This window comes from Methanocaldococcus sp. (genome assembly GCF_024490875.1).
Lineage (GTDB): Archaea > AGJL01 > Methanococci > Methanococcales > Methanocaldococcaceae > Methanocaldococcus.
Map to the genome: position 1 here is coordinate 58172 of NZ_JACCLX010000008.1, position 24187 is coordinate 82358.

Sequence of the window (24187 nt, forward strand, 5' to 3'; positions counted from 1 at the left end):
ATTAAAGGAACATACCATAGTTTAAAAATATTTCAATTATGATAAAGGCAACTGTTACTCCAATAACATACTCTGGTTTAACTTTGATTTTAGAGAAAGTTTCATCCATATATCTTATTAAACCAGCACTGGTTGCTAATCCAGTTTCTTCCCTCTTACTCATCTTTTCACCATATCTTTAACTTTTTCTACAATTTTTTCTGCAACTTCTTTCTTAGTTCCAGATAATTTTTCAATGTATGAGTTAGTTATTATATAAACTTCAATATTATCGTCACCAAAATAATATTTACTTAAATCATTGGCAATAATCATATTTAAATTATATTTATTTAATTTTTCCTTTGCCTTTTTTATAAGTGATTCCTCATCTAAGTTGTATTCAGCCTTAAATCCTATAATTATTTTATCTTTGTATATTTTTCTCAACTCTTCTAAAACTTTTGGATTTCTTTTTAATCTTATAGTTAAATCTTTATCAGAACTTAACTTTCCATTAAAACTTTCAACCGTAAAGTCAGATATTGCCGCTGAGGAAATAATTATATCAAAATCTTTACCTAACTCTATTGCCTTATTTAGCATCTCTTTTGCTGTTAAAACCTTATGAGTCTTTATATAATATGGTGGCTCTAAACCAATCCCAGATATAACTTCTACATAAAACCCTTCTCTACAAAATGCCTCAGCCAAAGAAATCCCCATTTTTCCAGATGATAAGTTAGAAATAACTCTAACCTTGTCTATAAACTCAACAGTTCCTCCATTTAATATTAAAACTCTGTTTCCTTCTTTTTTTAAATTGTTCCCAACTATTTTTATTGTATAATTAACAACATCCTCTATATTTGCCACTTTTGCCTTACCCTCTTCAAATTTTGGAGAAACTATATAAATATTTTTATTCATTTTAAGTTCGTCTATATGTTTTTTAATGGCGTTATACATATTTTCGTGCATTGCTGGGACTATAATTATCGGCTTATTTCCTCCTTTAAACATTAAGGATGTTGTAGTTACTATGTTATCTCCTAATCCTAAATTTATTTTTGAAATAACATTGGCAGTTGCTGGATAGATTAAAAGGCAGTCACACTCATTGTATAATTTGATATGCTCTATATTTCCAGTTATTTCTTCATAAACTTCATTACCACATCCAAACTTTAAGGCATCTTTACCAATAATTTTTTTAGTCTCTTTGGTAATTATACAATAAACTTCTGCTCCATGCCTTATAAGCTCTCTCATCAACTTTGGTGTCTCAATCGCCGCAATTGATGAAGTAACAGCAACTAAGATTTTTTTATTTTCTAAGAGTTTTGACTTACTTCCTTTTAAAAACTTTGTTGGATGCATAATTTCCCTATTTATTTTTTATTTTTATAATGATTTTACAGTTTGGGCAGATTACCCTTTTCCCAACACAGTTAAATGTATGAGAACAATTAGGGCATTTTACTTTTTTTATAAAATCGTCTAATTTGTCTAAATCAATTATTGTATATCTTTCAATGTCCATAATATCACTTTAAGTTCCTATCTTTACAGATTCAGATAAATCTCTAATTAATCTAACTGCTGAATATGCCGCCAATGCAGACGTTTTTGGATTTTCTTCAAAAGGAACATTTTCAACACAAACTTTTAATTTACCAATTGAGCTCTCAACTAATATCTCGTGCCTATTTAACTTTGCATTAGGATCAGCGACAATAACAACCTTTGCTGGATACTCAGATACTATGGATAAAGTTACAGAAACATTTATGTTCATAGGAAATTTCTTTATTGCCTCAAAAACATCTCCTTCAAAAACTACAACTGGATTTTTTATATTATCTATATCGTAGTTGAGATTTTTTAATGAATCTTCTAATGCTTTAATTGGCTTTACAGTTTTCAATACAACTTTATAAATTTCTCCCAATCTCATAGATTTTATAGCATCTAAACCTCCAATAGCCCCAGAGGGAATATATATCTTTCTACAAACCTTTTTAGCCAATTTTTTAAGTTTTAAAAATAAATCCTTATCTACTAATGCTCCAACACTCATTATTAAAACATCTTTATTATTTATTAATGATTTTGTAGCAACTTCTTCAACAGCCTTTACTGAGGCACATTCTACAACTAAATCTAAATCTTCATTAACTAACTCATCTATACTGTTGCAAATCTTAGCCCCAGTAAGTTCTGAAAGTTTTTTAGATTTCTCCAAATTTCTATCATACACAGCAATTATTTTAGCGTTTTTTATAGTTCCATCTACAACTTTCTTTGAAATAAAACTACCAATAGCACCACAGCCAACTATTCCTATTTTATACATAGTTATATTCACCTCCATAGTTAATAGAGAAATAGAATCTATTAAATTAAAATATTACTCATAACAAAATAATAAATATAAATTTACAAATTAAAAGTATAAAAATTTTTATTTACTATATCGAAAAATAACACAAAATCTTAAAATTTAGGTGGTCAAATGGAGAAAAGGAAAAAACTTATTTTATTTGACTTTGATAGCACATTAGTTAATAATGAGACGATTGATGAGATTGCAAAGGAGGCAGGGGTTGAGGAGAAAGTAAAAAAAATTACAAAAGAAGCAATGGGAGGAAAATTAAATTTTGAACAATCTTTAAGAAAAAGAGTTAGTTTGTTGAAGGATTTACCAATAGAAAAAGTTGAGAAGGCTATTGAAAGAATAACTCTAACAGAAGGTGCTGAAGAAACTATTAAAGAATTAAAGAAAAGAGGGTATATAATTGGAGTTGTTAGTGGTGGCTTTGACATAGCAGTTAATAAAATTAAAGAAAAATTAGGGTTGGATTATGCTTTTGCCAATAGATTAATAGTAAAAGATGGAAAATTAACTGGGGAAGTAGAGGGAGATGTGTTAAAAGAAGATTCCAAAGGAGAAATTTTAGAGAAAATAGCAAAAATTGAGGGCATTAAATTAGAAGATACCGTTGTAGTAGGAGATGGAGCAAATGACATTAGTATGTTTAAAAAAGCTGGTTTAAGAATAGCCTTTTGTGCTAAACCTATTTTAAAGGAAAAGGCAGATATATGCATTGAAAAAAGAGATTTAAGAGAAATTTTAAAGCATGTTAAATAATTAAAAATAAAAAATAAGAGTGATAGTATGCCAAAGTTAATGATAGCCTTAGATGTTTTAAATAGAGAAGAGGCATTGAAAATTGTGAGTGAAATTAAGGATTATATTGACGCTGTAAAAGTTGGATATCCGTTAGTTTTATCTTCTGGATTGGAAATTGTTGAAGAAATAAAAAAAATATGTGATAGAGAGGTTATATGTGACTTTAAAGTTGCAGATATTCCAGAAACTAACAGAAAAATAGCAGAAATTGCCTTAAAATATGCTGATGGGATAATAGTCCATGGCTTCGTTGGAGAAGACTCTGTTAAATCAGTCCAAGAAGTTGCTAAAAAATTAAATAAAAAGGTAATAATGGTTACAGAAATGAGTCATCCAGGGGCTATTCAATATATGCAACCAATTGCCAATGAATTAGCAAAAATGGCTAAAAAGCTTAAAGTTGATGCTATTGTTGCTCCCTCTACAAGACCAGAGAGACTCAAAGAAATTAAGGATATCGCAAAACTTCCAGTAATGACGCCAGGAGTTGGTTATCAAGGAGGAAAAATTGAAGAAATTATTAACATTTTAGATGAAAATGACTATGTAATTGTTGGAAGAAGTATATATCAATCAGAAAATCCAAAAGATGTGGCAAAAAAATTCAAAGAAAAACTAAATAAAAATTAAAACTAAATAGGATGAGAAGATGAAAAAAAAGAAAGATATATTAGTCGTTGGCTGTGGAAATTTGTTGTTTGGAGATGATGGATTTGGTTGTGAAGTTGTAAAAAAATTAGAGAATATTGTTCCTGAGAATGTTGAAGTTATCGATACTGGAGCAAGTGGGGCATACTACTTAATGACTTTGGTAGATGAAAACATAAAAAAAATAATTGTAGTTGATGCTATTGATTTTGGTCTAAAACCAGGAACATTGAAAAAAATAGATATTGATGAACTACCAAATCTTAAAAAATACTCTTTTGATGCTCACAATGTTCCATTATCTCCTTTTCTTAAAGAGTTACATAATAAAGGAGTAGAAGTTGTAGTTATAGGTTGTCAAGGAAAAGAATTTACAATGCCTTATATAAAGCCAGGATTGTCTAAGGAGGTTTCTGAAGCCGTAGATAAGGCAGTAGAGATGGTATTAGAGGAAATTAAAAATTTTCAAAGTAAAAGGTAAAGGGAGATTATAATGCTAAAAGAGATATTGTTGGGAAATGCTGAAAAACAAACGATAACTCAAATTTATGGTCCCCCAGGAGTTGGTAAAACAAATATTTGCATTATAAATTCAATAAATGCAAGTAAATTTGGGAAAGTTATATATATAGACACTGAGGGTGGCTTGTCAATAGAAAGAATAAAGCAAATATCTCCAAATGATTACCAAAAAGTTTTAGAGAATATGATAATATACGATGTCTTTGATTTTTATGAGCAAGATAAAATTATACAGAAGGAAGTTCCTCTAATAGCCAAAAATGCAAGTTTAATTGTAGTTGATAACATAACTTCTTTGTATAGATTAGAGTTAGGTAATGAGGCTAACAAAAATATTATGCTCAATAAAATGCTTGGTAATCAAGTAAAAACTTTATTAAAAATAGCTAAAACCTACAACTTAGCAGTTTTAATAACAAATCAAGTTAGAGAGACAGTCAATGGCTTTGAAGCTTCTGGGGGTTCTTTATTGGAATATTGGAGTAAATGCATAGTTAGATTAGAGAAAATTAATAGCGAAGAAAGATTGGCAATATTAGAAAAACATAGACATGCTGGAGAGGAAAAGGTTAAATTTAGAATTGTTGAAAGAGGAATAGAAATTAATAAATTACATTATTCCAAAGGTATCTCCTCTAAGTCCTCTTCTTAATGTTTCTAAACTTATAACTTCATCAAAGGCAATATTTGCCAAATTTACAGAACTACCTAATTTTAATATAAAGCCTACCTGTTGATTTTTATGTGGTGCCTCAAATATGACTTTATTTACATTTACATTTTTTATTAATATATTTAATTCTTTCTCCTTAATTTTTCCTTCTTTATCAAATAAGCCAATACATTTACCGCTTTCTCTACCTTCAATAATAACATAATCTGCTCCACTATCTAAATCAAAGTTTATTAATTTAATTCTATCTTCTATTGTTAATTTTTTATCTTTTTCAGGTAATTTTTTTCCTACTTCAGTTAATACTATAAATCCATAGTCTTTAGATTTTTCTATAGCAAATTTTCTTTCTTCTAAACTAATGTCTAAGGAACCGTCAGATATTTCCACAGCGTTAAAGCCCAAATTGTTACATTCATTCAAAAATTCATCAAATTTATTTTTAAAATATGCATACTCAAATAATGTGCCTCCTGGATAAACTTTAATGTCCCAATCATTGTAATATTTAATTTTTTCAATAATTACATCTCTATCAATAACAGCAGAAGTTCCCCATCCAAGTTTTACAAAGTCTATATAGTCACCACAAACTTTTAAGTAATCTTCTACATACTTTGGGGGTAATCCTTTATCTAAAACAACTGTTAAACCTCTCTTATATTTATTATTTAAAAATTCAAATGCTTTCAAATTTTCACCTCATAATGTTTAACCATGTCTTTTAAGGAAATTTTTATAAACAATTTTTCTTATAATATAAATTTATTGTAAAATCATAAAAAGTTTTATGATGATTAACTATATATTTTTTATGCATTGATAGATAGAACAAACTTATTGTAGAGAGGAGATTATTATGAGAGGTAGTTTAGCAATATACAAAGCATTAAAAGAGTCAAATATTGACTTTATTTGCTCTGTTCCATGTGCAAACCTAAAAAATCTAATAAAATTAGTTGAGGAAGATGAAAATATAAGATATATCCCAACAACGAGAGAAGAAGAGGCTTTTGGAATATGTGCCGGAGCCTATTTGGCTGGAAAGAAAACAGCAATATTAATGCAAAATTCTGGAATTGGGAATTCAATAAATGCTATTGCCTCATTATATAAAACTTTTCAAATCCCTACTTTATTGATAATAAGCCATAGAGGAGATTTAAAAGAACAAATTCCCGCTCAAATACCTATGGGAAGATGGATCACAAAATTATTGGATGTTTGTGAAATCCCTACTTACAAACCAAAGACTCCAGAAGAAGCATATAAACTAATAAAATATGCCTCATCATATATGTTTAAAATTTCATATCCTGTGGCTTTATTGTTTGACGCTCTATATTGGGAGTATGACTTAGAATAATTTAAATGTGATAAATATGCTTCCAAGAAGGATAGACATAATTAAAAAAATTGTTGAAAATGTTAGAGAGAAAGAAATAATAGTTAGCAATATAGGAATTCCTTCTAAGGAGTTGTATTATGTGAAAGATAGAGAAAGAAACTTTTATATGCTTGGTTCAATGGGATTAGCCTCTTCTATTGGTTTAGGTTTGGCTTTAAATTGCAAAGACAAAGTTATAGTTATTGATGGTGATGGCTCAATATTGATGAATCTCGGCTCTCTATCTACAATAGGATATACTAATCCAAAAAATTATATATTGGTTATAGTTGATAATTCATCTTATGGCTCTACTGGTAATCAAAAAACTCAAACAAGTAAAAATACTAACTTAGAGATTGTAGCAAAAGGTTGTGGTTTAGAAGCAGTAACAACATACACCTTAGAAGAGTTTGAAAAAGAATTTAAAAAGGCATTAAAAGAAAATAAATGTAGAGTTATTATTGCTAAGGCAACTCCATACAATGAAAAATGTCCTAACATAGAAATTCCACCTGTTGTTTTAAAATATAGATTTATGGAGGCTTTAAAAAAGTGAGAACATGATTCCAGAAGAGATTTACAAAATTTTAAGAAAACAGAGGTATCAAATATACAACCATATTGGAGTTAAACTATGTGGCTGGGTTAGAAAAAAAATGTTAGAAGATAAAAACTGTTATAAATCACAATTTTATGGGATAGAGACGCATAGATGTATCCAATGCACTCCCTCTGTTATTTGGTGTCAGCAAAATTGTATATTCTGTTGGAGAGTTTTACCAACAGATATAAATATTGACATAAATAAAATTAAAGAGCCAAAATGGGAAGAGCCAGAGGTAGTTTATGAGAAAATCTTAGAGTTGCATAGAAGAATAATTATGGGTTATGGAGGAGTTATTGATAGAGTTGGAGAAAAGAAATTTAAAGAGGCATTAGAGCCAAAGCATGTGGCAATATCTTTATCTGGGGAGCCAACTCTCTATCCATACTTAGACGAGTTAATAAAAATATTCCACAAAAAAGGATTTACAACATTTGTAGTTTCAAATGGAATATTAACTGAGGTTATTGAAAAAATAGAGCCAACTCAACTATATATTTCATTAGATGCCTATGATTTAGAAAGTTATAGAAGAATATGTAGAGGAAAAGAAGAGTATTGGGGGAGTATTTTAAATACCTTAGACATTTTAAAAGAGAAAAAAAGAACATGTATTAGAACTACATTGGTTAGAGGTTATAACGATGACATTTTAAAATTTGTTGATCTCTATGAGAGGGCAAATGTCCATTTTATTGAATTAAAGTCATATATGCATGTTGGTTATTCACAAAAAAGATTAAGTAAGGAGAATATGTTACAACATGAAGAAATTTTGAAATTATCAAAGATTTTAGAGGAAAATAGTTCATATAAGTTAATTGATGATAACGAAGATAGTAGAGTTACCCTTTTACAAAATGAAAATAGAAAGATCAATCCAAAAATTTTTGAATAAAGAGGGGTGGAATTATTAACTTAAAATTTAGTAAGAAGGATGTTGCTGAGTGGATAGTATTTTTAATTGTATTGTTTTTAATATGGAGCCACGTAAATGTTGTTGTATCTAACAGTATGTATCCTATTATGAAAAGAGGTGACTTGGTAGTTGTAGAAAATGCAGGTTTTGAATTTAATCCAAAAGATGTTAAAGTTGGGGATATTGTAGTATATAAAGCTCATTGGCCCTATTATCAATCTTTATTGTACAACTTAGATTATAAATTAGGATTAAATCCTATAAAAACCTTGTATATTTTTAACGAGACTACCAATAATAAAATAACAGTAAAATACTTAGGTAAATTAAAAACAAATAATGATATCTATAATATAGTTGAGTTATACATTCCAAAAAGCCCCACTATGCCAGTAATTCATAGAGTAATTGAGAAAGTAAATTTTGATAATAAAACTTACTTTATAATAAAGGGGGATAATAATCCAATAAATGATCCTGAACTTGTTAATGTTAATCAAATAAAGCAGAGAGTTGTTGTTATAGATGGCCATCCATTAGTAATTCCTTATATTGGCTATCTATCAATATGGCTTAAAGAATATTGGTATATAGTAGTTTTATTTATAGTTCTATATTATTTGTATTCATATCTTAGAGGAGGGAAAGAATGAAAAAATTTTTGTTAATACTTACTTCAATTATATTAATAACTTCAATGTCCATGTGTATTAATATGAATGATTATAAAAATTATATATACATTAATGTCTCTGTTAATGGAAATACATCGACGATGGTAAAAGTTCCTTTAAGAGCTACAATTGAAGAAGCAAAAGAAGTAAAATTAATAAATACTACTGATAAAGAAATTTATAATTATTATCATAATAAAAAACTAATATATATCTGCGGAAACATGAGTTTAAATATGGACGAGGGTGGAGTGACAATAGTAGATTTAATAACAAAATTAGAGTGGTTTAATCAATTTTACCCTCATAATATTGTTATTGAGTTAAATAGAACCAACTCTACAGTAACTGTAAAGGCAATATTTGCCAATGGTAAAAAATCAATTGATAAATTAAAAATAAATGAAAGTGAATATTTAATGAAAAACAATAAGACAATGGTTATAAAAATCTTAAAGACACAAAATAAAGCGACTATAATGAAAGTAAATAATACATTTATAATTGAAGGTAACAATTTAAAAGAATTGGATAAGGCAGAGACAAGATTTATAATTGCAATGCTTAAAGGAGAAGTATCATAAAATCATTAACATCAATTCCCTAACTATTTTTGCGGCAGTTATTGCTGTAATGTTTGCTGGATCGTAGATAGGAGAAACTTCAACTATGTCAAATCCTACTATTTTATCTTTAACCTTTTTTAATAAATATAAAGAGTTTAAAAGTTCTTTTGTTGTAAATCCACATGGCTCAGGAGTTCCCGTTCCCGGAGCATAGGCAGGGTCTAAAACATCAATATCAATGGTCAAATATATTAATTTATTTAATTCAATTATATATTTTAAGTCATCTTTATTCATTAAATCCATTTTTAAGTATATGTTATTCTTTTTTGCAAATTCCCATTCTTCTCTATCTCCACTTCTAATTCCAAATTGGAAGATATTTTTAGTTAATTCATAAATTCTTCTCATAACACATGCATGAGATAGTTTATTTCCTAAATACTCATCTCTTAAATCACAATGGGCATCGAATTGAATGACAATAATATCTTTATAAACATCTTTTACTGCCTTAACTATTGGATATGTTATAGAATGCTCTCCACCAAAGACAATTATTTTTTTACCTTCCTTTAATATTTCTTTTGATACAGAATAAACTGTATTGAATATCTCTTCCTGATTTCCATATAAATCTAAATCTTTTAAATCGCAGTATTTTAATTCAGATAAATCTCTATCTAAAATCGGACTGTAAGTTTCTAATCCCCATGAAGATATTCTTATAGCATTTCCCCCTTCTCTTGTTCCCGGCTTAAATGATGTAGTCCCATCATATGGAACTGAAAATATAACTCCATCAGATTCTTCAAAGGAACTATTTGCCATCATAAATTTAGATAAATCAATAAAATACTCTTTCATTAAACCACCCTTAAAGATTTTAAAGTATAAAAATAAAATTTATTCAAGAACTTTTTTAATAGCATTTTTTAAAAACTTAGGTGTTGCTAAAAAAATACCTTTATGAACTTCTTCATCATAATATTTTGTCTCTATATCTTTTAAACATTCTCTAATTTTTTCCTCATCGACATCTAATGGATTGTATTTTTTAGACGCCAATGTAAAGCTCCAAAATCCACTTGGATATGTAGGCATTGGATATGTGTAAGGCATAATTATCTTAAATCCTGCCTCCTTTAAATATCTACATATGTTTTGTATTAAATCTAAGTTATACAATGGGCTTTCAGATTGTTGAACCATAATTCCTTCATCATTTAAACATTTAAATACATTTTTATAGAACTCTTTTTCAAATAAACCCTTAGCAGGTCCTACAGGATCTGGACAATCTATAATAATAACATCATATTTTTTGTCTGTTTCAGCAACATATTTAATTCCATCAGTTATAATAATATTAACCTTCTCATTATCCATTTCACAACTTAGTTTTGGCATATATTTCTTACACGCCTCAATAACCTTTCTATCTAATTCTACAAAATCAACAGATTCCACTGATTTATGCTTAACAACTTCCCTAACTGTTCCTCCATCTCCTCCTCCGATAACTAAGACATTTTTAGGGTTAGGATGAGTAAAAAGAGGGATATGGGAAATTAATTCGTGATATATAAATTCATCTCTTTCAGTAGTTTGAAATGTATTATCCAAAATTAATACTTTTCCAAAATCATAGGTATCAATTATTTCAATTTCTTGAAACTCGGATTTATCCATATATAAAATGTCCTTTACTCTAATAGAAAGAGCTATATTGTTGTTGTGATACTCTGTAAACCATATATGACATTTAAAATTATTATGATTATTCACTTTAAATCACCTTCATTTAGTCTTATGCCTCTCTTTAAGTCTAAGATTTCAATATGCTTTGGTTTTAAGAATTCTTTAATTATTGGTATAGCCTTTGCTGGCTCTACGTGCTCTCCACATGTAAATATATCCATAGCCGCATATCCTAATTCTGGCCATGTGTGTATTGATATGTGACTTTCTGCTAAAACTGCTACACCAGTAGCTCCTTGAGGGGAAAATTTGTGTGTTTTTACGCATATTAATGTAGCTCCACAAGCCTCTACGCTATCAATTAACATCTTTTCTATTCCCTCAATGTCATCTAATGCCTCTGGATTGCAACCCCACAATTCTAATATTAAATGCTTTCCTAAGAATTTTAACATTGTTTTCACCTCCTATAATAATTAGATTCTTAATAAATATAATTCTTTAAATTATAAATTATCTTTAATAACTATTAATTAGTAAATTAAATTTAAATACAATATTTAAATTTTATTTATACCATAATGCCGCTGCTGCAAAAGCACATCCTAATTTTTCAACTGTGTGTTCAACTGCAATAGATTCAATTCTCTCTAATTCCCAACCTCTCATTTCGAAACCTATTTTTGCCATTTCTTTAACAGTTTTTTCTGCCTCTTTTTTTGAACATTTCCCTTCAAATTCCATTATTAGGCCACATAGATTTTTATCTTTTGGAATTGCTACACTAACAGCCGCTGAAATAGTTTCTCCTGGGACATCACTAATAATATACCCATAGGCCGTAGGAACTAACGCTCCCATAGGTAGTTTAGGTAATGGAACTATTTCAGCATTCGGTGGCATTATACTACTTATTCTAATTAAATTTACATTTCCTATTCCAGCATTTAATAAAGCTCCATCAAAAGCATTTAAAGGTGTTTTTCCTTCGCTACTACCTGCAACTAAAGAAACTGTATTTGGAAGTTTAAAATATGCATTTAATGGATTTATCTCGCCAACCATTCAATGCACCTCCAAGAATAAAAATTTTTCTCAATTTATAAACGATTATATATAATTGACATAAGATTTTTTAGTGTAAATAAGGATTACTTATATATAAACTCTTCGGTATAAAAATAAACTGAAAATTTTCAATATTTTATATAAAAAAAAGATAAATTATACCTTATTTTTAATTAAATTTTAAAAATTTGTAAAAAAAGTAATTTTAAGGTTATATTTTTGTGTATATATATTCAATTACTAAAATATATTTAAATTTAAACTAAAAACTCTTTTTCTCTTAATATATTTTCAACAGTCTTTCCTAAATAATCATCCTTAGAAATAACTCCATAAGGATAAACATAAACTTTATCTTCAATGTTTATTCTTGGATACTCTGGCTCAATAGTAACCTCCTCTAATAAGCATCTTTTTAAATAGTTTGCTGTTTTTGTAAGATTCATTAACTTTGGTGGTTTGTATGGTGGATTATTTTTTAAAAAATTCCATTTAGTTTCATAATAAACAATGTAATCTGGATTAAATAATAAAACTACGTCTCCATGTATCTCTAAAACCAAAGTCCATGAAAAAACTCCCCTTGTAAATCCTAATAATCTTCCTAAATAAGATGTTTTTGGAGATTCATAATAAACTTTTACAGTTCTACCAACAATTCTTGATAATGCTTCCTTAATATGTACATTTTTCGGATTTGTAGGGAGAGAGGTTTTAGGAATAACATTTATTGGAACACAGTTTAATGGTCTTATCATATGCAAAGCTAAAAGGGGATAAAAATAGATATGATCTTTTTTATTTTTCATTACGATTCCTTCTAATGGCCCATTAAAATCAGCCTTTAAAACCTTCCCTCTATATGTATTAAAAGATTTGTTTAATGTAAATTCACCAATCATTTCTTTTCTTAATGTATATTTTGGTCTCAAACCAAAAACCTCCTATGGTTTTATTTAAAGTAATATCTCATATAAGTATAAACAGTTATAAATATTTTTAAATTTTTGTTATTATAAAATATTTATTTTTATTCAAAAAAGATAATTAAAAAAGAAAAATATAGTTACTCAAATAATTCATGTAATTTTATTTGGTATTTTCCTAATTTACCTCCATAGTTTCCAGCAGTAATTTTTTTAACTCCTGAAACTCTTGTAGCTGCTAATATACCTTGTTTCATAGCCTCTTTTACTGATTCTTCATCAATACCATCAATTACTATTTCATAAACTCCATTTACATCTTCAGGAATTTCTGAATCTTCTACAACATTTTTTAATGTTGGACACATTTTATGATTTGTTGTAGCAACCATAAATTTATATTTTGGATTACTTGCTCCTACTTTACTTCCTGATGCAACAATTCCTCCGGGGAATGGAGTTATAACTCCCTTTACTGACGAAATAGCATTTACTGCTGCCTCAGCTGCTATTAAAGCAGTAGCGTTAGTGTCAGCCATTATAAAGAAGTTTCCTCCAGCCACACCTTTTTTAACTCCAAATTTTGCTTCTGTTATAAATTCCCCTCCCATAATTGGTATTCTATATACTTTTCTACCATACAATTCATCCTTCTTCTCATAACCATCTCCGAAAAACTTTAATTTAAATCCTACTTTTAATTTATCCTCTGCCATGTCACCCATAGCATCAAAAATAGCTGTTGTTGGGCATGTTAAAACACACTGTCCTAATCTTTCTAACATTTGATGTTCTAATTCTGATTTTTTAGGATGGCAGATTTGTATTATAAAGCCTGGTCTTCCATCTGGAGTTTTTGATGGAGGAACATATTTTTCAATTCCAGCTTCTGCTGGACACATAATAACTGAACATCCAAAACCAGTAGCTTCTGTAGCGGCAATTTTTGCCCATCTTTTAGTAGATGCTGTTATTAAAACTCTTGATACCCATATTGGAAATGCTTCTGCAAAAGTATCTTCAATATATACTCCATTTATTTCCATGCTATCCCTCCAACATATATATGTTAATCTATTTTTTATTAATAGCAATAAATAATTTAACTTAGGGATTATTAATACCTTATCATTTATTTTTTAATAATTTATGTATTTAAAAATATGAGCATATTAATAACTTATCAATAATTTTAAATAACCTATATTGTAACTATAATTAATTTAGAAAACATCAAAAATAATATTTTAGAGGGATATATTTGAACGGGATTAGGAGAATAGTATTAGATATATTAAAGCCACACGAACCGAAAATAACAGAGATGGCTTTACAATTAACATCTCTCCCTAATATAGATGGTGTAAATATTACTGTTTATGAAATAGATAAAGAAACTGAAAATGTTAAAGTAACAATTGAAGGAAATAATTTAGATTTCGATGAGATTCAAGAAATTATTGAAAGATTAGGTGGGACAATACATAGTATAGATGAAGTTGTTGCAGGTAAAAAAATTATTGAAGAAGTTAAAACTCCACAAGATAGACATTAGTATATTCTATTTTTAATATAACTATTTTAATATTTAAATAAAAAGGGATAGATATGAATAATTTTTTTGAAAAATACAAAAATTTAAAAGAAAAATATGAAAAAAAGAAAAAACCAAAAGTTATAGTTATTGGTAGAAGTAATGTAGGAAAATCGACTTTTGTTCGATTAATTACTGGTAGAAAAGATGTTAAAGTAGGAAAAAAGCCAGGAGTAACATTAAAAATTAATGAGTATGATATGGGAGATTATATATTGGTTGATATGCCTGGCTTTGGACATATGGCTGGAATTCCAAAAAAAGTTCAAGAAAAAATTAAAGATGAGATTGTTCATTACATAGAAAATCATGCTGATGAAATAGCTGCAGCAGTTCAAATAATAGATACAAAACCATTCATTGAAATAGTGGAAAGATGGGATAAAAGAGGGGAGATTCCAATTGATTTAGAGATGTTTGATTTTATAACAGATTTAAAAATAAGTCCTATTCTTGTGGCCAATAAAATGGACAAAATAAAAAAAGAAAAGTGGGATGAAATTTTAGATAGTATTTGCGAGTATTTAAAATGCCAACCTCCTTGGCATCAGTGGAAATTTATAGTTCCAGCGATATTAAAAAAAGGAATAGGTGTTGATGAAATAAAAAAGAAAATTAATGAAAGAGTAAGATTGTATAAAAAACTGTATGAAAAATAGAGAAGTCATTGCAATCCTCACTTTTCAGATTGCAACGCAAAATGACTTATGGTACTATATTATTTTAAAAAAGACCGTTTTATCTAAATTGTATCTCTATTTGAACATTGTCAGGAATTTTTATTTTCATAATGTGTCTTAAAGCTCTTTCATCTGCATCAATGTCAATCAATCTTTTATGGATTCTTAAAGTCCATCTGTCAAAAGTTGATGATCCTTCTCCATCTGGACTCTTTCTTGTAACAACTTTTAATACTTTTGTAGGTAATGGAATTGGTCCTGAAATATCAACTCCAGTTTTCTCTGCAATCTCTTTTATTTGCCTACATATTTCATCTAAAATTACATGATCTGTGCTGGATAACTTAATTCTTGCTCTTTGCATACATTATCCCCTTTTATAATAATTTAAAATACAAAAAAAATAAAAAAAGTTAATTAAAAAGGTTTAAAAAATTTATTTGTTCTTAGGTTTAACATCAATTGCCATACCAGCAGCGATTGTCATTCCCATATCTCTAATAGCGAATCTTCCTAACTGTGGAATTTCTCTGACATTTTCAATAACCATTGGTTTTGTTGGTTTAATTCTAACAACTGCTGCATCACCTGTCTTTAAGAACTGTGGATTTTCTTCAATAACTTGTCCAGTTCTTGGGTCTAATTTCTTCAATAACTCAACGAATGTACATGCAACTTGTGCTGTGTGTGCGTGGAAGACAGGTGTGTAACCAACAGTAATTGCAGTTGGGTGTTGTAAGACAACGATTTGAGCTGTGAATTCCTCTGCAACTGTTGGCGGATTGTCTGGATGTCCGCAAACGTCTCCTCTTTTGATGTCTTTCTTACTAACTCCTCTAACGTTAAATCCAATGTTATCTCCAGGCTCTGCTTGCTGAATTGGCTCGTGGTGCATTTCAATAGACTTAACTTCTCCTTGGACACCAGCTGGTTCGAATACAACTTTATCTCCTGGTCTTAAAATACCAGTTTCTACTCTTCCAACTGGAACAGTTCCTACTCCTGTAATTGAATAGACATCTTGAATTGGAATTCTTAATGGTAAGTTGACAGGTTTTTCTGGTGGTTGGAACTTATCTAATGCCTCAACTAATGTAGGCCCTTTATACCATGGCATGTTTTCTGATCTCTTAACAATGTTGTCTCCTTTTAAGGCTGCTGTTGGAATAAAGTCAATTTGATCTGGATTATATCCTAATACTCTTAATAATTGCTCTGATAACATTTTTTTCATTTTTTCGTATTCTTCTTGACTGTAATTAACTGTATCCATTTTGTTAATTGCAACTACAATTTGTTTTATACCTAATGTTCTTGCTAAAAACATGTGTTCTCTTGTTTGTGGTTGAATTCCAGTTTTAGCATCGTTAACATCAACGACTAAAACTGCTGCATCAGCTTGTGAAGCTCCTGTAATCATGTTTTTAATGAAGTCTCTGTGACCTGGACAATCAACGATTGTAATTTCATATTTTTTAGTTTCGAATTTTTTGTGAGCTACATCAATTGTAACTCCTCTTTCTCTTTCTTCTTTTAAGTTGTCCATAACATAAGCAAACTCGAATCCTGCCTTACCTCTTTCTTGAGCTTCTCTTCTTAATTTTTCTAATAACTGTGGATCAATTGCTCCACTGTCGTATAATAATCTTCCAACAGTTGTTGACTTACCTGCATCAACGTGTCCAATAAATGCTACATTTAATACTGGTTTTTGCTTTGCCATATTTTATCACCAATTTTTCTTTTATTTTTTGCCAAAATGGTGTTAAGTTTAACTTAACAAAGTTGGAATAAGAATACACAATTTGTGGTTTGTGGTGATATAAATATTAGTTAAGGGGTATATATATCTTTTGGTTTAGTTATAATAAAATCTTAAAAATATTATTTAAAGAAATATTAAAAATTACTCTGTTTTAAGACCTTTTCTTTCTCTAATCTGTCTAATTAATTGCTCTTGCATTTCTCTTGGAACTCTCTCATATCCTGCAAACTCTATACTCCATAGACATCTTCCTTGGGTAGCTCCTCTAATAGCCCCTGCAAATCCAAACATCTCTGCAACTGGACACTTAGCTTTAATTATTGTCATATCTCCTTCCTGTTCCATATCTAATATCTGTCCTCTTCTATTGCTAATTTCTCTCATTGCAGCTCCCATATAGTCCTGTGGGGTATTAATATATACATATTGCATTGGCTCTAACAATACTGGATTTGCTTGCATCATTGCATCTCTGATACCAAATCTTGCCGCTGGAATAATTTGTGCTGGACCTCTGTGAATTGCATCCTCGTGTAATACTGCATCTATTAACTTAACTTTAACTCCTTGACATTTTTCACCAGCTAATGGTCCATTTCTCATAGCCTCTTTGAATCCTTGAATAATTAATTCCTTAACTTCATCTAAATGAACAATACCTCTTGTCATATTTACTAAGACATTACCTTCATAGATGCACATTACTCTTTTAGCCTCTTCTGGATCCATTCCAGCCTTGATTAACTCTTGAACAATTTTATCATCTAACTTTCTCTTGGTATCTACATCTGGTATTTTACCTTCTTTATATGCTTGTAATACTCCCTCCTCTAATGGCTCAACTACGAAGTATAGTTTGTTATGCTTGTTTGGAGATTTACTCTCAACTATTGGTGATTTTCCTGTTACTGTTTCTCTATAAACTACTATTGGTTGTCCAACTTCAACAGGAATTCCTGCATCTCTCTCAATTTTAAGCTTTGTTATAATTTCAATGTGTAACTCTCCCATTCCACTTAATAAGTGTTCTCCTGTTTCTTCATTAATTTCAACTCTGACAGTTGGGTCTTCCCTTGCTACTTGTCTTAAAACTTCAATTAATTTTGGTAAATCTTTTGTGTTCTTTGCTTCAATAGCTACTGTAATAACTGGCTCACTTATGTGGGTTATTGCTTCAAATGGCTCTATAATTTTATCTGGAGAACAGATTGTTTCTCCTGCTGATGCCTCCTTTAAACCAACTAATGCACAGATGTTTCCTGCTGATATACTTTCAACTGGAATTCTCTCTGGACCCATGAAGACAGAAACTTGCTGAATCTTTGCTTTTTGCTGGCTATTTACCATATATACTTCGTCTCCCTGTCTGACTCTACCACTGAATAATCTACAAACAGAAACAGCCCCTGCGTGTTTATCTACGATAATTTTGGTAATTACCCCTGCTAATGGACCATTTGGATCACAGTTAAGCATTGCCTTACCAACATCTGAATTTAAGTCTCCTTTCCATAGGTGTGGAATTCTATACTTCTGAGCCTCTGGTGGGCTTGGTAAGTGTTTAATAACCATATCTAAAACAACTTCATGTAATGGAGCTTTTTCAGCCAATTCTTTCTGTCTGTCTTCTTCACAATATTTAATTATGTCTTTAAATGTTATTCCACTCTTTTTCATAAATGGTACAGAAATTGCCCAGTTGTGATATGCTGAACCAAAAGCAACACTACCGTCTTCAACTCTTACTAACCACTTATCCTTGAATTCCTCAGGAGCCATCTTCTTAATTAGGTTGTTAATGTCATTGATAATCTTAATAAATCTGTTTTGTAATTCTTCAGGTGTTAATTTTAACTCATTAATTAATCTATCTACCTTGTTTATGAATAAAACTGGCTTAACTCTCTCTCTTAATGCCTGTCTTAATACTGTCTCTGTTTGTGGCATAACTCCTTCTACTGCACAAACTACGACAATTGCTCCATCAATTGCTCTCATAGCCCTTGTAACGTCTCCACCGAAATCAACGTGTCCAGGAGTATCAATTAAGTTAATTAAATACTCTTTTCCTTCATAAGTGTGAACCATTGAAACGTTTGCTGCGAATATTGTAATTCCTCTTTGAGCCTCTTCTTCATCAAAGTCTAATGCCAACTGTTCCCCAGCCAATTCTTTTGAAATCATTCCTGCTCCAGCCAATAAGTTATCTGACAATGTAGTTTTACCGTGGTCAATGTGAGCACAGATTCCAATGTTTCTAATTCTATCATACTTTTCCATCAATTCCTTAATTTTAGCAATCATTTTTGCTCTTTTTCCCATAACTTTTCACCTTTATTTTTAGTAGTTTATTATTTGTTGAGATTATCTATTAGTTAGATTATAAAAATAGTATAAAAAGGTTATTAGTGACAAAGAAGTTATAAATAAATTTATTAAAGGATTTATCTTGCAGATTGAGCAACTCTCTCTGTTTCTTCTTTCTTTCTAACTGCATAACTTTTCTGAATATCTCCTCTTGCTGCTGCAATAATTTCTTCAGCTAAAGCTTCTTCAATAGGTTTTTTACTTTTATGAGCAGCCATATATGCCCCTAATGCAATGTTTCTTAAAGCAACATCAATTCTTCTTAATGAGGAACAATCAACTGACTGTAAATATACAATACCTCCATAGGAAATTCTTGTAGTATCTTCTCTTGGACCAGCATTTTCTATGGCATCAACTAAAACTTGAATTGGATTTTGTTTAGTTCTTTTTTCAATAATTTCAAATGCTTCCTCAACAATTTTTAAGGCTTTTAATTTTTTACCAGTGTTTTCTTCTCTTCTCATAACTTTATTTACCAATCTTTCAACAATATTCATCTTTGCTTTTTCAAACTGTCTTTTTGTGTATCTTCCAGCAGTATGTGGAACATAGATTGGTGTTAAATTTATATAGTTTCTTAAACCAGGGTCTCTAACTACAACATCTTTAGTACTCCACTTTCCAAATATCTTAATTTCATCGAGTTCCAAGTTATCACCTCATTTAAAATAATAAAGTCTTTGATTTTATAGAATTTATCTTTTAATTTTCTCTTGTCTACCTCTTACTAACTCTCTCAATGAGTTTCTACCAACCATTATAACTTTATACTTAACTCCTGGGATATCCCCTTTAGCTCTTGGCCCCTTAGGACCACCAATACCTTCAATAATAACCTCATCGTGCTCATCAATGAAGTTTATTGCATGATTTCCTGGACAGAATGCAGTAACTACTCTTCCATTTTTAATTAATTGGACTCTTACACATTTTCTGATACCGGAGTTTGGCTGCTTTGCCTCTAATCCTACCTTTTCAATAACAATACCTTTTGCCATTGGTGCTCCTTCTAATGGATCATACTTCTCTTTTAACCTTAAAACTCTTCTAACATAATTGTAATCGTGCCATCTGCACCACTTTCTTTTTAATCTTAACTTTCTTCCAGCAAATTCTCCTCTTGGTGATTTACTTCCACTCATAATCGTCACCTTTTAATATTTTTAAATTTATTCAGTATTAGTTTTAGATATATTTTTATTTGATGATTGTTCATTAGATTTTTTTAGACTTTTCTGTGACTGAGGAAATCTTTTTTTATTAAAATTTCTTTTAAATTTTTTATTAATTTTCTGATTTTCAACGATAACTTTTATTTGTGTAATTTTAGTATGTCTTTTTAAAATATTTAAAGCTCTCTCTAAGTTTTTACCTTTTTCTCCAAAAACTGCTCTTCTAACTTTTGGATTTATTTTAATAAATGCTACTACATCTTTTCCTACTCTTTTAATCCAAACGTCCTCTAAAGGTATAGGAGCAAAAATATTTCTTATGAATTTTCTCCAATCTTCTGAGTATTCAATTATATCAACTTTCTTTCCAAATTTTTCTTCTGCAACTTTAACGTTCTCTCCTCCTTTCCCAATTGCTGCTCCTATATCTCCTTCTTTTACAATGAATGCTACTCTTTCATCATTTAATATACAATCAAGTATTGGAACATTAGCAATTTTTTCAAAAAATCCAATCTTCATAATTTCTTCTGTAGTTAATCTAACCTTAGCCATTATTCACCACCTTCTTTTTTCTCTACAAGCTCCATAATGTTTGATAATCCTTCATCAAGAACTAAAAGAGCAGCAACTGGGAAAGGTTTTCCACATACAGCCCCCAATTCTAATGATGTTATTTTATGTTGATAGACAGGAATGTTTGATAATTTAGCATAATATTTTACATCTTCCTCTAAATCCTTAGGAATGTTTCCAGCTATAACAACTAACTTACCTTCACCGTGTTTAATAAATTTTATTGTTCTTCTTGAACCTAAAATTACTTTACCAGTATCTACTGCAAGTCTAATTGCTCTATTTACATCCATATTTTCCCTCCTTCTCATTTTTTACTCCGGAGGGATTTCTTAGGACTTCCGCAATTTAAAATAGACATTGCTATGCGAAAGCCCTAATCCCTACCGGTTATAACATTATTACTGTTATTGTCTTATAATGTTAGTTTTCGAATAATAGTTTCTCTATATTTATATACTTTTTGGAATAGTAAATAATAGCAAATTGAAGAGTTAAACTATATAAAAGGTCAGAGAAGGGCGTGCTCATCATTTATTCAGCACATCGATGTATCATCATCCCCAAATTTTATTTAAAGACTTAATAAAAATAGAGATATATATAAAAATAAATTTTTAATATAAATACTTTACTCCTCATTACTTTCATTATTTTTATACTTACCCTCTTCATAATCTCTATCAATCTCTAATTCTACACATCCAGTTCCAATATATATTGGTTTTCCTACTATAACATTTTCAATAACTCCTTTTAATTTATCAACTTCTCCCTTCTCTGCGGCAGAATATAGATGTTTGACTGTCTCCTCGAATGCCGCCCTTGCAAGAACAGAACCTTTTTCTCCAGCAACTCCATGCCTACCTATTGGTTTAACAACACCATCAGCAGTCATAATGTCAGCCACTATCATTAAATGTCTTATATCAACTTCTAACCCTTGTTGTTCTAATGTATTTTTCATTTCGTTAATTATCGCATTTCTTGCTGCTTCAATACCTAACACTTCTTGGATTTCAATTATATTATTAGTAATAGTTCTACTCGTATCTACTCCTTCAATCTTAAATACTTCTCTTAAATTTGAACCCTGTGTATATAAAACATATTCATCCCCTTCTTTTTTAACTAAAACTCTTTCAATTCCTGGGATTCCTTTTAATTGAATATTTTTAACTTTTGGTAATCTCTTTCTAAGAGATTTTATTGAAGGAGTTTTTACCTTTAAATATAATGTAGATCCTTCAACATCAATCTTTACTTTTAATTTTTTCCTAATTGCCTCAATAACATCATCTAAAGTTAAATTTCTCTCTGCTAATTTATTTTCGTCTAATTCAACTTTTATAGATTGAGTCCATAAATCTATACTTATACTATCGGCAATTCCTTCTAAGGTTATACTTTCAATCTCTTTTGCGATCTCTTCCGCTTTTTCTCTATTATTCTTATACTCCTCTTTTAGATAGATTGTCATTATTGGAGTTGAAGGCTCTTTTCTCGCATCTACAATTTCAATCATTCTTGGCAAACCTAATGTAACGTTAAGTTCTGCAACCCCTGCGTAGTGGAATGTTCTCATAGTGTTGTGAGTTATTATACAATCAAATGTCGTAAATGTTTCTAATCCCTCAACGCTTATGTCATAAACATATTCTTTATCATAATCTACTTCTTCAATTTTAACTATCTCATCCCAAATTACATCACTATCAACAGATTTCTTCAATAACCAATACTCCTTTAACGTTGAAATATCCAATCCATTCTTTAATCCTAATTTCTTCATTCTATTTAAGTATCTTTGTAAAGTGTTTCTTTCAATTTCTTGCCTCTTTTCATATCTTCTTAATATTATTTTTGGAAATTCTACTTTTTCTCCTAATTTACTTAAAGCATTTCCGAATGATGGAATAATGTCTATTGATTTGTATTTTTTAGTTTTAGTTATTATATCTTTTAATTTTGCACTTTTTTGAATTGTTCCTATCTTATCAACAAATATTTTTAAATATTCACATGGAACTGTTAATGCATAATTTTCTTTTATTCTATTTTTTATTGTAAATACTCCAAATCTTGATAACAATACTGCTAATCCATCCAACAATTCTTTTGAATTTGAGAATATCTTTAATTCCTTATTATCGATGATACTATTTACATCAAAGTATCCTCTAAGTAATCCTTTAACAAATTCTTTATTTGCTCCAAATACAAAGTCAGGAATTTTTTTGTAGTTATATCCAAAGTTTAATAATAACTTTATTAATGCTTGTGAATATATTTTAATATCTTTATCGTTTATTTCATACTTTAAACTAAATTTATCTAAGAATATTTTTATATTTTCTAAAATTTTCTCGTTAATGGAAGATATTTTAATAAATCCATCATATACTGAACCTTTTGCTAAATAAGTTCCTATAAAGTATCCAAAGTCGTAAGTTAATGGTAATTCTTTTGGAATGTCTAAACTATTATTATTTAAAATGTATTCAGAAACACATATTGTTTCAATACAGTTAGCGGGGATATATTTAACTACTGGAATTCTATCTCCAATCTTTAAGTCAGATCCTTTAATTGGGACTATTTTATTATCTCTTCTTACAACAAATGAATGGTAAGGAGTTGCTGTAATCTCTCTTCCAGATCTTGTTTTTATTTTAATTAATTTTCCATTATTTTTATGTCTAATACAGCTTATAATTCTCTTCCAATGCACTTTTTCATCTTGATCTAAACTTAAAGCATAAATCTCAATTGGTAAATCGCAAACCTCACTATTTCCAACTTTCTCAAATCCAAATTTTTCAATCATTTTATCTACTAATTTACCAATTTCAACGGCCTTTATAAATTCCCCATCTTTTATTATAATCTTCTCTTCATATGGCAAAGACATCTGAGTTCCTGGCTCACCAATAGATTGAGCGGCAACAATTCCAACAGCTTCATAAGGTTCTATCAAAGCCTTTTTATATTCTTTAACGACTTCCTCAATGATTTCCTCTATAATTTGATCGTCTAAATCTTCCTTAGATAACTTTTCAAATAACTCATCTTTTACTGACTTTGGTAAGTCTAAACTTTCAATTTTTTGTTTTAAAACTTCCATGTCCATTTGTATCACCTAATCAAAGTAAAATTAATTATAATGA

Annotated in this window: 30 protein-coding genes; 11 read left to right on the top strand and 19 right to left on the bottom strand. The window is 29.5% G+C overall.

The genetic code is table 11. The features are described 5' to 3' along the window. Position 1: 1 nt before the first annotated feature. The 4 genes from HZY31_RS02020 to HZY31_RS02035 are packed head-to-tail and all read right to left on the bottom strand — an operon-like array spanning position 2 to position 2335. On the bottom strand, positions 2-163 hold the full coding sequence (locus HZY31_RS02020) for a preprotein translocase subunit Sec61beta (RefSeq protein ID WP_297317804.1): 162 nt from the start codon (positions 161-163) through the stop codon (positions 2-4). Beyond that, positions 160-1359, bottom strand: a complete 1200-nt coding sequence (coaBC, locus tag HZY31_RS02025; RefSeq protein ID WP_297317805.1) for a bifunctional phosphopantothenoylcysteine decarboxylase/phosphopantothenate--cysteine ligase CoaBC — start codon at positions 1357-1359, stop codon at positions 160-162. Before coaBC ends, HZY31_RS02020 begins: the two co-directional genes overlap by 4 nt. Before the next feature lie 7 nt (positions 1360-1366). Next, positions 1367-1522, bottom strand: a complete 156-nt coding sequence (locus HZY31_RS02030) for a hypothetical protein (protein WP_297317806.1) — start codon at positions 1520-1522, stop codon at positions 1367-1369. 9 nt (positions 1523-1531) lie between these two features. Next, on the bottom strand, positions 1532-2335 hold the full coding sequence (locus tag HZY31_RS02035) for an aspartate dehydrogenase (RefSeq protein WP_297317807.1): 804 nt from the start codon (positions 2333-2335) through the stop codon (positions 1532-1534). Between the two features lie 159 nt (positions 2336-2494). Here HZY31_RS02035 and serB point away from each other — a divergent pair, with 159 nt between their 5' ends. From serB to radB, 4 genes are read left to right on the top strand one after another with little or no spacing between them, the layout of a single operon-like run. Beyond that, positions 2495-3130 (top strand): phosphoserine phosphatase SerB, encoded by a 636-nt coding sequence (gene serB, locus HZY31_RS02040; RefSeq protein WP_297317808.1) that lies wholly within the window; start codon positions 2495-2497, stop codon positions 3128-3130. Positions 3131-3157: 27 nt separating this feature from the next. After that, on the top strand, positions 3158-3802 hold the full coding sequence (gene pyrF / locus HZY31_RS02045) for an orotidine-5'-phosphate decarboxylase (RefSeq protein WP_297317809.1): 645 nt from the start codon (positions 3158-3160) through the stop codon (positions 3800-3802). 19 nt (positions 3803-3821) lie between these two features. Continuing rightward, positions 3822-4301, top strand: a complete 480-nt coding sequence (frhD, locus tag HZY31_RS02050; RefSeq protein WP_297317810.1) for a coenzyme F420-reducing hydrogenase, FrhD protein — start codon at positions 3822-3824, stop codon at positions 4299-4301. A 12-nt stretch (positions 4302-4313) separates the two neighbouring features. Continuing rightward, entirely contained in the window at positions 4314-4994 is a 681-nt protein-coding gene (radB, locus tag HZY31_RS02055) for a DNA repair and recombination protein RadB (protein WP_297317811.1), read from the top strand. Here the strand turns inward: radB and comA are convergent. Beyond that, complete coding sequence (comA, locus tag HZY31_RS02060; protein WP_297317812.1) at positions 4953-5708, bottom strand: phosphosulfolactate synthase; 756 nt, start codon at positions 5706-5708, stop codon at positions 4953-4955. The genes radB and comA overlap by 42 nt on opposite strands. Positions 5709-5874: 166 nt before the next feature. On the opposite strand from comA, the gene comD reads away from it, so the two are divergent. The 5 genes from comD to HZY31_RS02085 all read left to right on the top strand — a co-directional run bounded on the left by comD (position 5875) and on the right by HZY31_RS02085 (position 9186). Further along, positions 5875-6381 (top strand): sulfopyruvate decarboxylase subunit alpha, encoded by a 507-nt coding sequence (gene comD, locus HZY31_RS02065; protein ID WP_297317813.1) that lies wholly within the window; start codon positions 5875-5877, stop codon positions 6379-6381. A 16-nt stretch (positions 6382-6397) separates the two neighbouring features. Beyond that, positions 6398-6961: a sulfopyruvate decarboxylase subunit beta gene (gene comE / locus HZY31_RS02070; protein WP_297317814.1), complete on the top strand. Its 564-nt coding sequence runs from the start codon at positions 6398-6400 to the stop codon at positions 6959-6961. 4 nt (positions 6962-6965) lie between these two features. Then, complete coding sequence (twy1, locus tag HZY31_RS02075; RefSeq protein WP_297317815.1) at positions 6966-7907, top strand: 4-demethylwyosine synthase TYW1; 942 nt, start codon at positions 6966-6968, stop codon at positions 7905-7907. Between the two features lie 116 nt (positions 7908-8023). Then, positions 8024-8581 carry a S24/S26 family peptidase gene (locus tag HZY31_RS02080; RefSeq protein WP_297317816.1) on the top strand — a complete coding sequence of 186 codons (558 nt, stop codon included), beginning with the start codon at positions 8024-8026 and terminating at the stop codon, positions 8579-8581. Beyond that, positions 8578-9186 (top strand): hypothetical protein, encoded by a 609-nt coding sequence (locus tag HZY31_RS02085; RefSeq protein WP_297317817.1) that lies wholly within the window; start codon positions 8578-8580, stop codon positions 9184-9186. Before HZY31_RS02080 ends, HZY31_RS02085 begins: the two co-directional genes overlap by 4 nt. On the opposite strand, the gene speB is transcribed toward HZY31_RS02085, so the two are convergent. From speB to fhcD, 6 genes are all read right to left on the bottom strand, one after another. Continuing rightward, positions 9181-10035, bottom strand: coding sequence for an agmatinase (gene speB / locus HZY31_RS02090; RefSeq protein ID WP_297317818.1), 855 nt, complete (start codon positions 10033-10035; stop codon positions 9181-9183). The two genes, HZY31_RS02085 and speB, sit on opposite strands and share 6 nt — an antisense overlap. A gap of 39 nt (positions 10036-10074) precedes the next feature. Next, positions 10075-10956, bottom strand: a complete 882-nt coding sequence (speE, locus tag HZY31_RS02095) for a spermidine synthase (protein ID WP_297317819.1) — start codon at positions 10954-10956, stop codon at positions 10075-10077. Beyond that, positions 10953-11324 (bottom strand): adenosylmethionine decarboxylase, encoded by a 372-nt coding sequence (gene speD / locus HZY31_RS02100; RefSeq protein ID WP_297317820.1) that lies wholly within the window; start codon positions 11322-11324, stop codon positions 10953-10955. Before speD ends, speE begins: the two co-directional genes overlap by 4 nt. 112 nt (positions 11325-11436) lie before the next feature. Then, positions 11437-11934, bottom strand: a complete 498-nt coding sequence (locus tag HZY31_RS02105; RefSeq protein ID WP_297317821.1) for a pyruvoyl-dependent arginine decarboxylase — start codon at positions 11932-11934, stop codon at positions 11437-11439. A 260-nt stretch (positions 11935-12194) separates the two neighbouring features. Beyond that, positions 12195-12869, bottom strand: a complete 675-nt coding sequence (locus tag HZY31_RS02110; RefSeq protein WP_297317822.1) for a hypothetical protein — start codon at positions 12867-12869, stop codon at positions 12195-12197. A 134-nt stretch (positions 12870-13003) separates the two neighbouring features. Then, positions 13004-13909 carry a formylmethanofuran--tetrahydromethanopterin N-formyltransferase gene (gene fhcD / locus HZY31_RS02115; RefSeq protein ID WP_297317823.1) on the bottom strand — a complete coding sequence of 302 codons (906 nt, stop codon included), beginning with the start codon at positions 13907-13909 and terminating at the stop codon, positions 13004-13006. Positions 13910-14124: 215 nt separating this feature from the next. Between fhcD and HZY31_RS02120 the strand changes: the two genes are divergently transcribed. Beyond that, positions 14125-14418 carry a DUF211 domain-containing protein gene (locus HZY31_RS02120; protein WP_297317824.1) on the top strand — a complete coding sequence of 98 codons (294 nt, stop codon included), beginning with the start codon at positions 14125-14127 and terminating at the stop codon, positions 14416-14418. 53 nt (positions 14419-14471) lie between these two features. Then, positions 14472-15116, top strand: a complete 645-nt coding sequence (engB, locus tag HZY31_RS02125) for a GTP-binding protein EngB (protein ID WP_297317825.1) — start codon at positions 14472-14474, stop codon at positions 15114-15116. A 79-nt stretch (positions 15117-15195) separates the two neighbouring features. On the opposite strand, the gene rpsJ is transcribed toward engB, so the two are convergent. The 8 genes from rpsJ to HZY31_RS02165 all read right to left on the bottom strand — a co-directional run bounded on the left by rpsJ (position 15196) and on the right by HZY31_RS02165 (position 24150). Then, positions 15196-15501 (bottom strand): 30S ribosomal protein S10, encoded by a 306-nt coding sequence (gene rpsJ, locus HZY31_RS02130; protein ID WP_297317826.1) that lies wholly within the window; start codon positions 15499-15501, stop codon positions 15196-15198. 72 nt (positions 15502-15573) lie between these two features. Next, a complete protein-coding gene (gene tuf, locus HZY31_RS02135) occupies positions 15574-16860 on the bottom strand; it encodes a translation elongation factor EF-1 subunit alpha (protein ID WP_297317827.1) in 1287 nt (428 codons plus the stop codon). Positions 16861-17043: 183 nt separating this feature from the next. Then, positions 17044-19224, bottom strand: a complete 2181-nt coding sequence (locus HZY31_RS02140; protein ID WP_297317828.1) for an elongation factor EF-2 — start codon at positions 19222-19224, stop codon at positions 17044-17046. Positions 19225-19346: 122 nt separating this feature from the next. Next, positions 19347-19922 (bottom strand): 30S ribosomal protein S7, encoded by a 576-nt coding sequence (rpsG, locus tag HZY31_RS02145; RefSeq protein ID WP_214399845.1) that lies wholly within the window; start codon positions 19920-19922, stop codon positions 19347-19349. Between the two features lie 45 nt (positions 19923-19967). Continuing rightward, a complete protein-coding gene (locus tag HZY31_RS02150; protein WP_214399844.1) occupies positions 19968-20414 on the bottom strand; it encodes a 30S ribosomal protein S12 in 447 nt (148 codons plus the stop codon). A gap of 27 nt (positions 20415-20441) precedes the next feature. Continuing rightward, on the bottom strand, positions 20442-20999 hold the full coding sequence (locus HZY31_RS02155) for a NusA-like transcription termination signal-binding factor (protein WP_297317829.1): 558 nt from the start codon (positions 20997-20999) through the stop codon (positions 20442-20444). Continuing rightward, on the bottom strand, positions 20999-21331 hold the full coding sequence (locus HZY31_RS02160) for a 50S ribosomal protein L30e (RefSeq protein ID WP_297317830.1): 333 nt from the start codon (positions 21329-21331) through the stop codon (positions 20999-21001). Before HZY31_RS02160 ends, HZY31_RS02155 begins: the two co-directional genes overlap by 1 nt. Before the next feature lie 320 nt (positions 21332-21651). Next, on the bottom strand, positions 21652-24150 hold the full coding sequence (locus HZY31_RS02165) for a DNA-directed RNA polymerase subunit A'' (protein ID WP_297317831.1): 2499 nt from the start codon (positions 24148-24150) through the stop codon (positions 21652-21654). Positions 24151-24187 lie beyond the last annotated feature (37 nt).